The organism is Enterococcus sp. FDAARGOS_553, from assembly GCF_003812305.1.
Lineage (GTDB): Bacteria > Bacillota > Bacilli > Lactobacillales > Enterococcaceae > Enterococcus_D > Enterococcus_D gallinarum.
Genome location: NZ_CP033740.1, coordinates 1310127 through 1324084 on the forward strand (window position 1 = coordinate 1310127; position 13958 = coordinate 1324084).

At 42.1% G+C, this 13958-nt stretch carries 13 protein-coding genes and 1 other RNA gene; 10 read left to right on the forward strand and 4 right to left on the reverse strand.

Annotation, left to right across the window (positions count from 1 at the left end; all coding sequences use genetic code 11):
• The first annotated feature begins 265 nt into the window (after positions 1-265).
• Positions 266-1027: an ABC transporter ATP-binding protein gene (locus EGX73_RS06805; protein WP_005472856.1), complete on the forward strand. Its 762-nt coding sequence runs from the start codon at positions 266-268 to the stop codon at positions 1025-1027.
• Positions 1024-2604, forward strand: coding sequence for a hypothetical protein (locus tag EGX73_RS06810; protein WP_003128454.1), 1581 nt, complete (start codon positions 1024-1026; stop codon positions 2602-2604). The genes EGX73_RS06805 and EGX73_RS06810 overlap by 4 nt, the downstream gene beginning before the upstream one ends.
• A gap of 374 nt (positions 2605-2978) precedes the next feature.
• On the opposite strand, the gene EGX73_RS06815 is transcribed toward EGX73_RS06810, so the two are convergent.
• From EGX73_RS06815 to EGX73_RS06830, 4 genes are all read right to left on the reverse strand, one after another.
• On the reverse strand, positions 2979-3461 hold the full coding sequence (locus EGX73_RS06815) for a universal stress protein (RefSeq protein WP_003128457.1): 483 nt from the start codon (positions 3459-3461) through the stop codon (positions 2979-2981).
• A 63-nt stretch (positions 3462-3524) separates the two neighbouring features.
• Positions 3525-3809 carry a hypothetical protein gene (locus tag EGX73_RS06820; RefSeq protein WP_005472853.1) on the reverse strand — a complete coding sequence of 95 codons (285 nt, stop codon included), beginning with the start codon at positions 3807-3809 and terminating at the stop codon, positions 3525-3527.
• A gap of 118 nt (positions 3810-3927) precedes the next feature.
• A non-coding RNA gene (gene ssrS / locus EGX73_RS06825) (6S RNA) lies at positions 3928-4122 on the reverse strand.
• Between the two features lie 97 nt (positions 4123-4219).
• Entirely contained in the window at positions 4220-5497 is a 1278-nt protein-coding gene (locus EGX73_RS06830) for a replication-associated recombination protein A (RefSeq protein WP_005472852.1), read from the reverse strand.
• A gap of 176 nt (positions 5498-5673) precedes the next feature.
• Between EGX73_RS06830 and EGX73_RS06835 the strand changes: the two genes are divergently transcribed.
• The 8 genes from EGX73_RS06835 (at position 5674) to EGX73_RS06870 (ending at position 13958) form a co-directional block, all read left to right on the forward strand.
• Positions 5674-6294, forward strand: a complete 621-nt coding sequence (locus tag EGX73_RS06835) for a DNA-3-methyladenine glycosylase (protein ID WP_005472850.1) — start codon at positions 5674-5676, stop codon at positions 6292-6294.
• Positions 6295-6311: 17 nt separating this feature from the next.
• On the forward strand, positions 6312-6800 hold the full coding sequence (locus EGX73_RS06840; RefSeq protein ID WP_003128461.1) for a DUF3013 family protein: 489 nt from the start codon (positions 6312-6314) through the stop codon (positions 6798-6800).
• Positions 6801-6811: 11 nt separating this feature from the next.
• A complete protein-coding gene (gene prmA / locus EGX73_RS06845) occupies positions 6812-7753 on the forward strand; it encodes a 50S ribosomal protein L11 methyltransferase (RefSeq protein ID WP_123866837.1) in 942 nt (313 codons plus the stop codon).
• A 10-nt stretch (positions 7754-7763) separates the two neighbouring features.
• Complete coding sequence (locus EGX73_RS06850; RefSeq protein ID WP_005472847.1) at positions 7764-8519, forward strand: 16S rRNA (uracil(1498)-N(3))-methyltransferase; 756 nt, start codon at positions 7764-7766, stop codon at positions 8517-8519.
• 4 nt (positions 8520-8523) lie between these two features.
• A complete protein-coding gene (locus EGX73_RS06855; protein WP_123866838.1) occupies positions 8524-9183 on the forward strand; it encodes a deoxyribose-phosphate aldolase in 660 nt (219 codons plus the stop codon).
• A 208-nt stretch (positions 9184-9391) separates the two neighbouring features.
• The gene (locus tag EGX73_RS06860) at positions 9392-11602 is read left to right on the forward strand and encodes a bifunctional (p)ppGpp synthetase/guanosine-3',5'-bis(diphosphate) 3'-pyrophosphohydrolase (protein WP_003128466.1); all 2211 of its coding nucleotides are present in this window, start codon (positions 9392-9394) and stop codon (positions 11600-11602) included.
• A gap of 10 nt (positions 11603-11612) precedes the next feature.
• On the forward strand, positions 11613-12059 hold the full coding sequence (dtd, locus tag EGX73_RS06865; RefSeq protein ID WP_003128467.1) for a D-aminoacyl-tRNA deacylase: 447 nt from the start codon (positions 11613-11615) through the stop codon (positions 12057-12059).
• Positions 12060-12413: 354 nt separating this feature from the next.
• Positions 12414-13958 carry an ABC transporter permease gene (locus tag EGX73_RS06870; RefSeq protein ID WP_005472842.1) on the forward strand — a complete coding sequence of 515 codons (1545 nt, stop codon included), beginning with the start codon at positions 12414-12416 and terminating at the stop codon, positions 13956-13958.

Sequence of the window (13958 nt, forward strand, 5' to 3'; positions counted from 1 at the left end):
TCCCTCCAAATTGAACTGCAAAAAAGACCCAAGAGGCCCTTTGCCACTTAGGTCTTGCAAGAAACATCATAGACCAGCGGATTCCCGCTTGCTGTTGATCTATGATCATGGAAAAACCCATGTGCTACTCCCCTAAATTGCTATAATTATCTTTGTTTTGCTGATTCCTGTCAACTTTTTTCATTTAAAATGTAAATAAACATTTTAAATTTTATGTTTATTCACGTAAAATTACGTTAAGTCTTATTTCTAAGGGGGATAGTAAATGATTGAATTGAAACATGTAAGTAAAACGTACGGAACAAAAAAAGCATTGAAGGACCTTTCTTTGACGATTCAGCAAGGTGAGATCTTTGGTTTTTTAGGACATAATGGTGCGGGAAAATCAACGACCATCAAGAGTCTAGTTAGTATTTTACAGCCGACGAGTGGCGAAATCGTTTTTGATGGCAAAGCATTAGCCCAATACCGAGAAGAAATAAAAAAACAGATTGCTTATGTCCCGGATTCACCGGACATGTTTTTGCAGTTGACCGCCGGAGAATATTGGGATTTGATCGCAGCTGCTTATGAAGTACCGGAAACCCAAAAAAAGGTACGCTTAAATGAACTGGGACAGTTATTTGATATGACGACGCATGCAGAAGAAACGCTAGCCAGTTTTTCCCATGGTATGCGGCAAAAAACCATTCTAATTGGAGCATTACTGCCGGATCCGGATATTTGGATCCTAGATGAGCCTTTGCAGGGATTAGACCCGCAGGCAGCGTTTGATCTAAAAGAAATGATGAAAGCACATGCTGCGAAAGGCAAAACGGTTATTTTCTCGACGCATGTCTTGGATACTGCCCAACAGCTTTGTGATCAGTTAGCTATTTTGAAAAAAGGCGAATTGCTTTATAACGGTTCTGTCGATGAATTGCTTGCACAAAATCCAGATCTTTCTTTGGAAGCGATCTATTTAAAAATGACAGGTAGAGGCGCGGAAGAGCCATCGTTGATAGAAAATGGAGGCGAGTTCAGATGAACAAGCGACAGTTATTGACGTTGACAAGCGTCAATCTTCGGTACGCCAATCCGCAAGTCACAGATAAAGCCCGTAAAAAAGGAAAAAGCGGGACACAATTGACTCGTTATTTGATCCAACAATATGTATTATCAGGTTTCGTTTTTTTAGTGATTTACGGTCTAACAATGATCGCACTGGATTTCAGCCGTTTGCCAGGTTTTTTCACTTATTATGTTGCTCTTTTTGGCGTTCTAGGATTTTCTCAAGGAATCTCGTCCATTTTTAATGTCTTCTTTGAGAGTCAAGACTTGCCTGCATATCTGCCATTGCCTTTCCGGCAAGCAGAAATTTTCACCGCCAAGATTCTTGTTGTCTTTTTAACAGTGGCACCATTTGTTTTTCCGTTATTTGTCTTATTTCTTTTAACAGGAATGCGTTCACAGGTCTTTATTCTGCTCACGCTTTTGTTAGCGATTGTGCTCTTTTTATTATTTCTCGTGATTGTTTTTAGTATTTGTAGTTTGATCGTTTTTGGATTAGCTCGAACAAAATTGTTTCGTGAACATAAAAAAATGATGACCAGCTTGTTGTTGGGAATTTCTATGATCGTAGTAGTGGTAGGGATCTTGATGATGAATCAAACCAGTTCCTACGATACACAGATCATGGATCGCGGGGCCATTGCCTTTTTACTGCCATTTTTCTATATCATGCACAGTCCCTTTGCAGTTGCAGGAATCGGGAGCTTTGCTATTGTTCTAGTGGTTTGTTTGTTGCTGCTAGGAGCGATTCGGTTCTTTATTTTACCGAAGTTTTATGATCAGGTGGCGATGGCTGTGCCCGACCATGGAAGCGTGCGACGGAAGCAGAAATCCGGGCAAGGATTGTCGCAGATGTTATTCAGTTATAATTCCCAGCTGGTTCGTGATCCCAACTTGATTATGCAAGTATTGTCCACTTCACTGATGACACCGATCATTTTTATTGTGACATTTGCATTGAGCGGTACGTTTGATCTAGGACAAATGGATGCTCGTTTTTGTGGAGTGTTCTTTTTGGCAGGTATCGCATTAGCTGTGATGATGGTCAATCCAACCTCTTTTATCAGTACCTTGATTTCATTGGATCAGCAAAATTTTCTGTTTGTTCGTTCATTGCCGTTGTCTATGAAAAAATATTTACAAGCAAAATTCCGATTTGGCCTAATGCTTCAAATGGTTTTGACTGGCGGGATTGCCTTATTGGCGATTTTGCTCTTTAAGATGCCGATCCTATTGGCAACGACTTTCTTTCTAGGTACGTTACTTGGTTGTTACTTGCTATGCTTAAAATATTTTGCCCGTGATTATCGCTTGCTTTTGCTTGATTGGACCAATGTCAGTCAATTGTTTACCCGGGGTGCCGGAAGTGTGGGAATGATCGTCGGTATGATGGTGGCACTTCTCCTTAGTATTCTGTTACTCGTCGGTTACGGTTTTGCAGCAACGATGATTCCATTTTGGCTCTTGAATGGTCCAGTCTTGCTAGTTCTGTTAATTGGTAGCGTGCTATGGCACAACTACTATCAAAGAAAATTTTGGCAGTTGATTCACTGAGTCTAGTCGTCATCAATAGCGCATAGAAAAAGAAATAGATTTAATCAGAAAATTCAGAAAAAAGACTTTACAAGTATTCAGAAACATGATTAGATAATAAATAACCTATTACTTTGCTTTCATTTTTTGCTGGCAAGCTTGCTCCACAGGCTTGTTGCAAGAGACTGTGCCAAACGTCATACTGATTAGAAGGAACCAGAAGTTGTCCGCTTCAAGAAAGACAGCTGGGTCATTTTGAGCTGAGACGGATGGCGCAGTTTTTTTAATGGCTAAAACTAACAAATCGTGAAAAATAGAAAAAAACACTCTGACAAGAACCTTTTTGTCAGAGTGTTTTTGTTTTTGATTTGAGTATGTGTTGGTTCATTCAGAGATTATGCTTCCTCTTTTTCGTTGGTTGTTGGCAGATGATTGTCAAGGTCTGTCCGTACGACCAATACGTCACAAGAGGCATGACGGATTACATACTCAGAGACTGAACCAATAAAAATTCGTTCGACGGCATTGAGACCAGTAGCGCCGATCATGATTAAATCGATTTGATTATCTTCTGGTAATTGTTTCGCAATGATTGGTTTTGGCGAACCGTATTCGATGACAGTCTTTACTGCAGTTACTTGGTTCTTACGGGCATAGTCTTCATAATCTTTCAATGTTTGCTTAGCCATTTCAGTCGCTTGCTCAGCCAACATGCCATCAAAGGAAGAAACAGTTTGAAAGGCACGGGTATCGATTACATGGGCTAGTACCAGTTCAGAATTGTTCCGTTGGGCCACATTGACCGCTTTTTTAAAAGCTAATTCTGACTCACTTGAGCCATCGACTGCAACCATGATTCGTTGATATTGTTGTAACATATGAAACACTCCTCTCAGATAACTTCATCTTTATTGTAAAACTTTTTGACTAAAAAGAAAAACCTAATTATCTATTTTTTTCATCTTACGGGCAAACAGCAAACTGAATGAGGCAGAAGTAATCATTAACACTGCTAAATAAACGAGGGCAATCAATTTTTTGTCTAAAAAAGCCACGATGATTGCAAGAATACCTAAAACACCATGAAGATAGCCATAAATGGTCAAAAAAGTTTGATTTTTAGTATTTTCAGGAATAAGGGAAAAGAAAATGGCATGTTTTGTTAACAGTAAGTAGCAGACGCCAAACAACAAAACAGCAGCAATCAAAAATAATAGAAAAATCATCCGTGAAATCCGTCCTTCTCTTATAAGATAGTTTTAGTATAGCGAAGTGCTAAAGGAATAGCAAAAAGCACAAAAAAGCCACCTGTCTAAAACAGATGGCACATTCAATAAAGAATGGGTAATATCCGTAGATGCCGTTCTTTTTCCCGTAGTATTGATCCCGCAAATTCTAGCAGGTGGGTTCCACGGTCTAAGCATCGAACTACCAAATGAAAAGGCATGTTACCAGCTTTGACACAAGACGGATCCCAATATATCAATAAAAATGTTCGGTCAACACACAGATGGGACAACTCGTACATCACAGAATTCCCACCTTCATAGTAGCATAGGACAACAAAAGTAGCAATAAAGAAGATTGAAAACGGTGACAAAAACCTTTTTCGCTTCCATGAAGCGGCTGCTGAGGGTTAGGTCTGTTTTTTTCGTTGCTGCAATTGTTGATATCTTTGACCTAGAGCTTGCTCGTATTTTCCGGTAGCCTTTGGCTGATAATAGTGAGCTTGCTTGATTTTATCGGGTAAGTATTGCTGATCGACCCACGCATCATCAAAGTTGTGCGGGTATTGATAACCGACGCCTCGGTTCAAGGCTTCAGCTCCTTTGTAATGACTGTCTCTTAGATGATCAGGGACATCCCCGGCATTGCCTGCACGAATATCTGCGATGGCAGCGTCTAGTGCCATATAAGCCGAGTTGGACTTAGGGGATAGACAAAGGTCGACCACAGTATCTGCTAAAGGGATCCTCGCCTCAGGTAAGCCTAATCGTTCCGCTGCTAAGACAGCATTGACTGTTCGAGCAGCTGCCGCTGGATTGGCCAACCCGATATCTTCATAACCGATCACCATCAAACGCCGGCAGATGATTGCCAAGTCTCCTGCTTCTACCAGACGACCCAGATAATGGAGTGCCGCATCAACATCACTGCCGCGGATCGATTTTTGAAAAGCAGAGATGACATCATAATGGGCATCGCCATCTTTGTCATGGGTCAATGCTTTGCGCTGAACACACTCTTCAATAATTGGCAAAGTCAAATGGATTTTCCCATCAGAACTTGGCGGCGTGGAGCGAGCAGCGAGTTCTAATCCATTGAGTGCACTGCGGAGATCCCCATTGGTCGCTCGTGAAAGATGGAGACGAGCTTCTTCTGTCAACTGGATCGATTCTGTTCCCAAGCCACGTTCTTTATCAGCTAAAGCCGCATCAATGGCGGCTAAAATATCTGATTCTTGCAATGGTTTTACTTCAAAAATCTGTGTACGACTACGGATGGCTGGGTTGATAGTGATATAAGGATTTTCAGTTGTGGCCCCGATCATAATGATTTTTCCGCTTTCTAAATGAGGCAGTAAGAAATCTTGCTTTGTTTTATCCAGACGATGGACTTCATCCAAAAGTAAAATGACTGTGCCGCTCATTTTGGCTTCTTCGGCGACGATTTGAAGGTCTTTTTTCGTATCAGTCGCAGCATTCAGCATGCGGAATGCGTAACGTGTCGAACCGGCGATTGCACTAGCGATACTTGTTTTTCCGGTCCCTGGTGGACCATACAGGATCATGGAAGAGAGCATCTTGGCCTCAACCATCCGGCGAATGATCTTTCCGGGTCCAACTAAATGCTGTTGACCTACGACTTCATCAAGGTTGCGGGGACGCATGCGGTACGCAAGTGGTTGCTGCATAATAAGCTCCTTTCTTTTTTCTTTAGTATATCATAAGAACGTATATTCCCATAAGGAAGCGGGTATTTTGCTATTGAAACTAGTCAGTGGCGATAGAAAGGTCAAACAATTGATAAGATGGTCGTAATCAATAGTAAGTTCCTTGAGAATTGTGTAAAATAAAGAAGGTGAAGAAAATGAATGAAATTGAACAATTATTTGCACAACAATCAACAACAGCGATTGCCCGGCAATTATTAGGGATGTATCTGGAACATGAGACGCCCAGTGGGAAATTAGGCGGTTATATCGTCGACTGTGAAGCTTATTTAGGACCAGAAGATCTGGCTGCTCATAGTTTCGGGATGCGTAACACGCCACGAGTTCGAGCAATGTATGAAAAGCCGGGAACGATTTATTTATATACGATGCATACTCATTTGATTTTGAATTTTATCACACAGCCTGAAGGCATTCCCCAAGGGATCATGATCCGCGGCGTGGAGCCCGTCGAAGGAATCGCACAAATGGAGATAAATCGCAGTAAATCCGGTCCTGATCTCTCGAACGGACCTGGAAAGCTCGTGAAAGCTTTGGGAATTACGCCTGATTATTATGGCCATTCAATTTTTACAAGTCCACTGCATCTTGTCAACGAGAAACGGCGAACACCGAAAGAAATACTCGCTGTTCCCAGAATCGGTATCCCGAATAAAGGGGAGTGGACCCATAAGCCGCTGCGGTTTGTCGTAGCAGGTAATCCATATATTACCAACAGCAGAAAATCTGCTGTCCAGCCAGATCACGGCTGGCAATAGGAAAGAAGGAACGTATAATGGCTAAAGAAACAATGCTGACTTATTTGGACAGACAATTAACAAAAAAAATCCCTGAGTACGATGTTGCCCTTGATTGGGATGCAAGAAACCATACCATCGAACTTGTTTTACGCTTATTTGCAGAGAACCCGAATCATTTGCAGGTAGATGATGCCCAAGGAGTAGCCTCTGAAGAAGAGATCATCGAATTTGAAGACGGTATTTTATTGTTTGATCCCCAAAAGTCTTCCTTTGCAGAAGAGGACTTTTTGGCAGTCATTCCCTACGCAGGCAAAAAAGGAATCCAAAAAGCGTTGCTGGATGCTTTGGTTGATTACATCAAAGAGATTCTGACGGAGGGAGAAAGTGATTTACTAGATTTTCTAAACGATGAGAGTGAAGAAGCGGTCTTCGAACTAGTTTTCGATCAAGATCAGTTGTTAGACCGTATGAATACTTACCAAGAAAGCGATGGGGAATCGTATATTCCTTATCCAAGTTATTAAGGAGCAGATAGATGAAATGGAATGAAGTGAAAGTAGCTACTGCAAGTGAAGCAGTTGAAGCGGTCGCCAACATTTTGATGGAACAAGGGGCCAGTGGTGTAGCAATCGAAGATGTTCGTGACATTGAAAACTTTAAAAGCGATGCCTATGGTGAAGTGTTAGACAAAGAAACCTATACAACGCTGGATGAAGGCGCCCAGGTAACGGCTTATTTCCCCGAGACTATCTTTTTACCTGAAATTTTGCCATTTATTGAGGCGGCGATCGCTCGTTTACCGGAATATGGGTTAGCAATTGGCAAAAATGAGATTACCTCCAGCGAAGTAGTAGAGGAAGAGTGGGCGACTGCTTGGAAGAAATATTATCATCCAGTACGGATCACTCGCTATTTGACGATTGTTCCCAGCTGGGAACAATATGAAACGACGGACCCTGCCGAGAAAATCATTACGCTAGATCCAGGAATGGCTTTCGGAACTGGTACCCATCCGACGACGCGCTTGACGTTACAGGCGTTAGAAATGTATTTACGAGGCGAGGAAACGGTCCTGGATGTTGGAACCGGATCAGGGGTTTTAAGTATTGCCAGCCGCCACTTAGGGGCCAATCAAGTATATGCCTATGACCTTGACGAGGTGGCTGTTCGGGCGGCAAAAGAAAATATGGCACTAAACCCAGTTGCCGAAGCAGTGAATGTTGCTGCCAATGACCTTTTAACAGGTATTGAAATCGAAGCAGACATTATTGTAGCGAATATTTTAGCTGATATCATCTTACTGATGATCCCAGATGCTTGGCGGTTGCTGAAGCCTACCGGAACATTAATTGTTTCTGGAATCATCGAAGCGAAAAAACAACTTGTGATCGATGCCATGACAGAGCAAGGATTTGTTGTTGACCAAATCTTGAATCAAAAAGATTGGTATGCGATCGCACTAAAAAAACCAGAGTAGGGAATGTCATATGCAGCGATATTTTTTGAATGAGGATTATGAGGCGAAGCCTGTTTATGTAGTAGAGGGAGAACCGTTTCATCACATGGTACGTGTGATGCGGATGGTTCCGGATGACTGTGTCTACTTGGTCTTTCAAGACCAAGTAGCGATCCTCGCGAAAATCCAGCAGATCGATGAACAAGCGGTTCATTTGATTGAAGTAGAAAAGGAACAGCAAGACAAAGAATTACCGATTCATGTTACGATCGCCAGCGGGTATCCTAAAGGAGATAAATTGGAATTGATCGTCCAAAAAGGGACAGAATTGGGTGCCGCTAAATTTATCGGTTTTCCCGCCCAATCCTCGGTAGTTAAGTGGGACCATAAGAAACTCCAAAAGAAACAGCAGCGGCTGCAAAAAATTGCCCAAGAGGCTGCTGAACAAGCGCAGCGGCAACGAGCACCGATCATCCAACTGGCTGCTTCGGACAAAGAGTTGTGGGATAGTCTTTCAAACTATGACTATGTGATCGTTGCTTATGAGGAATCTGCTAAAAGCGGCGAGAATGCCAAACTGATCGATATTTTGTCCAAAGCAGCGCCCGGCAGCAAAATCTTAGCAATTTTCGGACCCGAAGGTGGGCTGACACCTGCTGAAATCACTCGTGCTGAATCTCAAGGTGCTGTGATCTGTGGGTTAGGGCCACGTATTTTGCGAACCGAAACCGCCCCATTTTATTTTTTGAGTGCTGTCAGCGTACTAACTGAATTAGTAAGGAAGTGATCAAGTGACGCAATTCAAAGACAAGCTTAGTTTTCGATTTTTACAAGCTGGACTGACGGATTGGTTGTTAAAAGATACGTTTACTGAATTTAACACACTTGGTGTCCAAGAAGTCATCGTGTTGCCTAGTGATTTGCGCAGAGCGAAGCAGTTAACTGAAGGCTCCGAGATCCAAGTCGGCTGTGCAGTTGATTTTCCCTTGGCACAAGGAACAATCGCTAAGAAAGCTTTTGAGATCGGTCATTCCTTTATGGATGGCGCTGATTTTTTAGAAGTCTGGCTACCAGCGGCTTTGTTGGTGGAAAAAGAGCGGACGGCTGATCTGGCGGAGTTAATGGAGACAAGCCGGTCACTGGCTTTGTCTGGTGGTGAGATCCGCTGGGCTGTCAATACTTCACTTATGAATGAGTTGACAAAGATCCAAGTAGCACAGCGTTTGAAAGCATGGGACTGGCCTAGTATTACTCTTGGTCAGCAGTTAACTGTTTCAGATGCGTTGCATGATGTCTCGATTTTTGCTTTAGATGGAGGACCGCAATTGACGATCCAAGTCAACACGGCAGCGTCTGTTACGGATCAGAAATCACTTGCAGAACTTTTACAGGCAGGGGCGGCAAAAATCGGCGTGCACTTTACAGAGTCAGCGTTACTGTTGAATGAATAAACCGGTATTTTGTCTCGCTTGACCAGAATAGAGAGAATTGAAAAAAACAAGAAAAATTTGTATAATGACACTAATCATAAAAGAAGATGGCCAGGCAGAAGCGCATTGCTTCAAGAGTTCTGCTATTCAGAGAGTTGGGGATAGCAGAATTCTTTAGAAGCGGCTTCTGTCTTGCTTTTTGAAAATAGGAAAAAAGGAGGCGCGTTTCATGGCAAAAGAAGTGATATTATCCGGACCTGGTGTGATCAAGCTCGTGGCCCATTATATGAGTGAAGAACATGTTGCATTTGTACAGAAAGCTTTAGATTATGCGACAGAAGCCCACAAAGATCAGTTTCGCAAGTCCGGCGAGCCTTACATCATCCATCCTATTCAAGTAGCAGGGATTTTAGCGGAACTACAAATGGATCCTCATACAGTCGCCACTGGTTTTTTACATGATGTGGTAGAAGATACGGAAGTGACCCTAGCAGATCTAAAAGAAGTCTTTGGTGCAGATGTAGCGATGCTGGTCGATGGTGTGACAAAATTAGGGAAAATCAAATACAAATCCCATGAAGAACAGCTAGCAGAGAATCATCGCAAAATGCTGATCGCGATGGCTCAAGATTTGCGCGTGATCATGGTCAAATTAGCGGACCGCTTACATAATATGCGTACATTGAAACACCTGCGGGAAGACAAACAACGGCGAATCGCCCAAGAAACGATGGAGATTTATGCACCATTGGCGCATCGTTTAGGGATCAGCCGTATCAAGTGGGAGCTAGAAGATATTTCACTACGTTATTTGAATCCACAACAATATTATCGGATCGTTCACTTGATGCAAACCAAGCGGGAAGAACGGGAAGCTTATGTGTCGGAAACCGTTGAACAGATTCGACTTGCAACTGAAGAACTAGATATTTTTGCTGAGATCTATGGTCGTCCGAAACATATCTACTCCATTTACCGCAAAATGAAAGACCAGAAGAAACAATTCAATGAAATCTATGATCTTTTGGCTATTCGGGTAATCGTTGATTCAATCAAAGATTGTTATGCTGTTTTAGGAACGATCCACACAAAATGGAAACCAATGCCAGGTCGATTTAAAGATTACATTGCGATGCCTAAAGCGAATATGTATCAGTCACTACATACGACAGTGATCGGTCCCAAAGGCAATCCAGTAGAAATCCAGATTCGTACCCATGAGATGCATGAGATTGCTGAATTCGGGGTTGCTGCTCACTGGGCATATAAAGAGGGTAGAACCGAGAAAGTCAAAGCAGACAAAATGACCCAGCAAGTCGGTTGGTTCCGCGAAATTTTGGAACTCCAGGATGAAAGCTACGATGCTTCTGAATTTATGGAAGGTGTCAAAGGGGACATTTTCAGTGACAAAGTATATGTATTCACACCGAAAGGCGATGTCACAGAATTGCCTCAAGGTTCAAGTCCGCTGGATTTTGCCTACAGTATTCATACCGATATCGGGAACAAAACCACTGGTGCAAAAGTGAATGGCAAGATGGTCCAGTTGGATTACAAATTGAAAAATGGCGATATCATTGAAATTTTGACATCACCAAATTCATTCGGACCAAGCCGCGACTGGATCAAGCTTGTAGCTACCAGCAAAGCTAAAAACAAGATCAAACGTTTTTTCAAGGCCCAAGATCGTGACGAAAACATCATCAAAGGGCACGAAGCAGTGGTCAAAACATTGCAAGACATGGGCTTTGTACCAAAAGAATTTTTAACAAAAAGCAAGATGGCAGAAGCCTGCGAACGATTTAATTATCAAACAGAAGATGATTTATTTGCTTCTGTCGGTTTTGGCGAAGTGAGTCCAACTACACTGGCCAATCGTTTGACGGAAGAAGAACGCCGTGAGAAGCAGATCGAAAAACAAAAACAACAAGTACAAGACATGATCAATCAGCCAGCGAAGAAAGAACCAGAGAAAATGAAAGTCCGCCATGAAGGCGGGATCGTGATCGAAGGCGTGGACAACTTACTGATCCGAATCTCTCGTTGCTGTAATCCAGTTCCTGGTGATGCCATTGTCGGGTATATCACGAAGGGCCGCGGCATCTCGATCCATCGCAGTGACTGTCCGAATGTCCAAAGCAAAGAGATCGTCAATCGTCTAATCGATGTCGAGTGGGAAGATACTTCTAACAGCGGCAAAGAATACGATGCAGATCTGGAAATCTATGGTTATGATCGTTCCGGATTGTTGAATGATGTCTTGCAAACAGTCAACGCTGTTACTAAACGATTGGTCAGTGTGGAAGCGAAAACCAACAAAGACAAGATGGCCACCATTAGAATCACGGTCTCAATTCAGAACCTAACACATCTTAAGTCAATTGTGGACAAAATCAAACAAATCCCAGAAGTATATAGTGTCAGAAGAACAAAGGGGTGAGACGCGAGACATGCGAGCAGTCATTCAACGTGTAAGTGAAGCCAGTGTTGCAATCGATGGAACTACTGTAGGAGCAATCCAAAAAGGTTTTTTAGTTCTCTTGGGAATCACTCATGAAGATAGCCAAGAAGATGTGGATTACTTGGTTCGAAAAATCAAAAATTTGCGGGTGTTTGAAGATGAAGCGGGAAAAATGAATCAATCGATTGAAGCAATCGAAGGTGCTATTTTGAGTATCTCGCAATTCACATTGTATGGCGAGACCAAAAAAGGAAACCGTCCAAGCTTTATTCAAGCTGCCAGACCTGAAGTGGCTACACCATTGTACGAAGCTTTCAATGCGGGTCTGCACGCTGCAGGTATCGAAGTGGCTACGGGTCGCTTTGGCGCAGACATGCAAGTGTCATTAATCAATGACGGTCCTGTAACGATCCTGATCGATACGAAGGAAAAATAGGCTGCGTTCACAACGACTGCCTATCCAACATGCCAAAAGAACCAAAGCAAATAGTTTAAAGAGGACTGCCAACATGCAAGTTGGTAGTCTTTTTTTAGTGGAAATAAGTCCATCTTGTAGCACTTCTGGTACCAACCCTTTTGTCTTTGGACTATCTTACAAAACTGTAAGATAGTTCTTTCTGATCAGAAATAGTTATTTAAGAGCTGAATCTATTCCTTTTCGTAATGGTAGCAGTTACAAAAAAGTTATTTATTTTTATCCATCCCTAAAAAACTTTCAATAAATTAGATTGTCCTTAAAGCGCAAATGTGAAATAATAGTTAAAAAATAATGTCACTGGAGGAAATGACAATGAATTTTTGGCAGCGTGCATTAAAAAGTGTTACTCGCAGGAAAGGGAAGTCGTTTATTTTATTTTTAGTCATCTTTATTTTAGGTAACGTGATCGCAGGTGCGGTAGCTGTGCAGCAGTCTACTATGAATGTGGAACGGGAAACGAAAAAGAAAATGGGCAACGTTGCTACAGTCGAGTTTGATTATGAGCAGTTTGAGAAAGACAATTCAGGAAAATCAGATGAGGAAGTTTATTCTGAAGAAAATAGTCCGAAAACGCCAAAAACGGCGGACTATGACAAAGTGGGAGAATTAGATTACGTCAAATATTACGACTATACCATGATGGGTTGGTTAGAGACCAAGAAATTCAAAGCCTATACACCAGAAGATGAATCTTTTGGCATGGCGGGCGGCAATTATTTTAATTTAAAGGGCGGCAATCGACCACAGCCATTAGATATGGAAGAAGGCAACATCAAGCTGATCGATGGAGAAGTGTTTAGTGAAAAAGACTTGTCAGAAACCACTAACTCGATTTTGATTAGTAAAGAAGTCGCTGAAAAAAATAATTTGTCGGTTGGCGATCAATTTGTTTGGGATATGTATAGTGAAGTCCCTCAAGATCCGATGGGTGACAGTGATGATAGTACGGCTACTTCAGATGATGAAGATGCAGAGAGTGAAAGTGCAGAAATCCAAACAAAAGTTGTCACAGCTGATTATCCTGTCAAAATTGCAGGGATTTTTAGTGTAGTTAAAAAGGAATCGGCCAATAGTAATCCTTCGCAAGAAGAAAAATCCAATCAAATCTGGCAAGCTGTTGAACAGATCAATACGATTTATGCTGCCAATCAGTTGGTGAAAGATTTTAGTAAATTCCAAAACGAAAAATTGTGGGGAGATACGGTAATGGCCGAAGATACGGAGGCCGAACCGGAAGAGTATTATCAAGCGATGTATGTTTTGAACTCTACCGACGATGTTGAAGCATTCAAACAAGAAGCCAATCCATTATTACCGGATTACTATCATGTGGTAGCTTCCACAGATCAATACGATCAGATTGCCGGAGGAATGAATCGTCTGGGAACGATTTCCCGCTATATCGTGATTGTTGCTGCTATTGCTACGGTCTTTATCATTTCATTAGTCGTTCTATTGTTTTTGCGAGACCGCAAGCAGGAATTAGGGATCTATCTATCTTTAGGAGAAGGCCGTGGGAAAGTGATTGGGCAAATCGTTATTGAAGTGGTGCTCGTCAGCTTAGTCGCTCTAATCTGCTCATTGGTGACGGGAAATCTATTAGGAAGTGCGGTTTCTCAAACATTGATGCAAAGTGACTGGATGACGAATCTGTCCCAAACGGATACCTATTCCATTTCAAGCACAATGATGACAAATACTCTCAGCTATGCGGATGTCCAAAGTGCTTATAAAGTCACTTTTTCTATGGGGTATGTCATCACCTATCTTTTATTGGGATTAGGTACAGTCTTATTGTCTGCAATCTTGCCGTTGTTGTATATTCTACGGCTGAATCCAAAGAAAATCATGATGTAG

What these genes read in the sequence shown, in the direction of transcription:
- EGX73_RS06805 (WP_005472856.1), top strand. Translation starts at nt 266, where the DNA reads ATGATTGAATTGAAACATGTAAGTAAAACGTACGGAACAAAAAAAGCA.
- EGX73_RS06810 (WP_003128454.1), top strand. Translation starts at nt 1,024, where the DNA reads ATGAACAAGCGACAGTTATTGACGTTGACAAGCGTCAATCTTCGGTAC.
- EGX73_RS06815 (WP_003128457.1), bottom strand. Translation starts at nt 3,461, where the DNA reads ATGTTACAACAATATCAACGAATCATGGTTGCAGTCGATGGCTCAAGT.
- EGX73_RS06835 (WP_005472850.1), top strand. Translation starts at nt 5,674, where the DNA reads ATGAATGAAATTGAACAATTATTTGCACAACAATCAACAACAGCGATT.
- EGX73_RS06820 (WP_005472853.1), bottom strand. Translation starts at nt 3,809, where the DNA reads ATGATTTTTCTATTATTTTTGATTGCTGCTGTTTTGTTGTTTGGCGTC.
- prmA (WP_123866837.1), top strand. Translation starts at nt 6,812, where the DNA reads ATGAAATGGAATGAAGTGAAAGTAGCTACTGCAAGTGAAGCAGTTGAA.
- EGX73_RS06860 (WP_003128466.1), top strand. Translation starts at nt 9,392, where the DNA reads ATGGCAAAAGAAGTGATATTATCCGGACCTGGTGTGATCAAGCTCGTG.
- EGX73_RS06830 (WP_005472852.1), bottom strand. Translation starts at nt 5,497, where the DNA reads ATGCAGCAACCACTTGCGTACCGCATGCGTCCCCGCAACCTTGATGAA.
- dtd (WP_003128467.1), top strand. Translation starts at nt 11,613, where the DNA reads ATGCGAGCAGTCATTCAACGTGTAAGTGAAGCCAGTGTTGCAATCGAT.
- EGX73_RS06850 (WP_005472847.1), top strand. Translation starts at nt 7,764, where the DNA reads ATGCAGCGATATTTTTTGAATGAGGATTATGAGGCGAAGCCTGTTTAT.
- EGX73_RS06840 (WP_003128461.1), top strand. Translation starts at nt 6,312, where the DNA reads ATGGCTAAAGAAACAATGCTGACTTATTTGGACAGACAATTAACAAAA.
- EGX73_RS06870 (WP_005472842.1), top strand. Translation starts at nt 12,414, where the DNA reads ATGAATTTTTGGCAGCGTGCATTAAAAAGTGTTACTCGCAGGAAAGGG.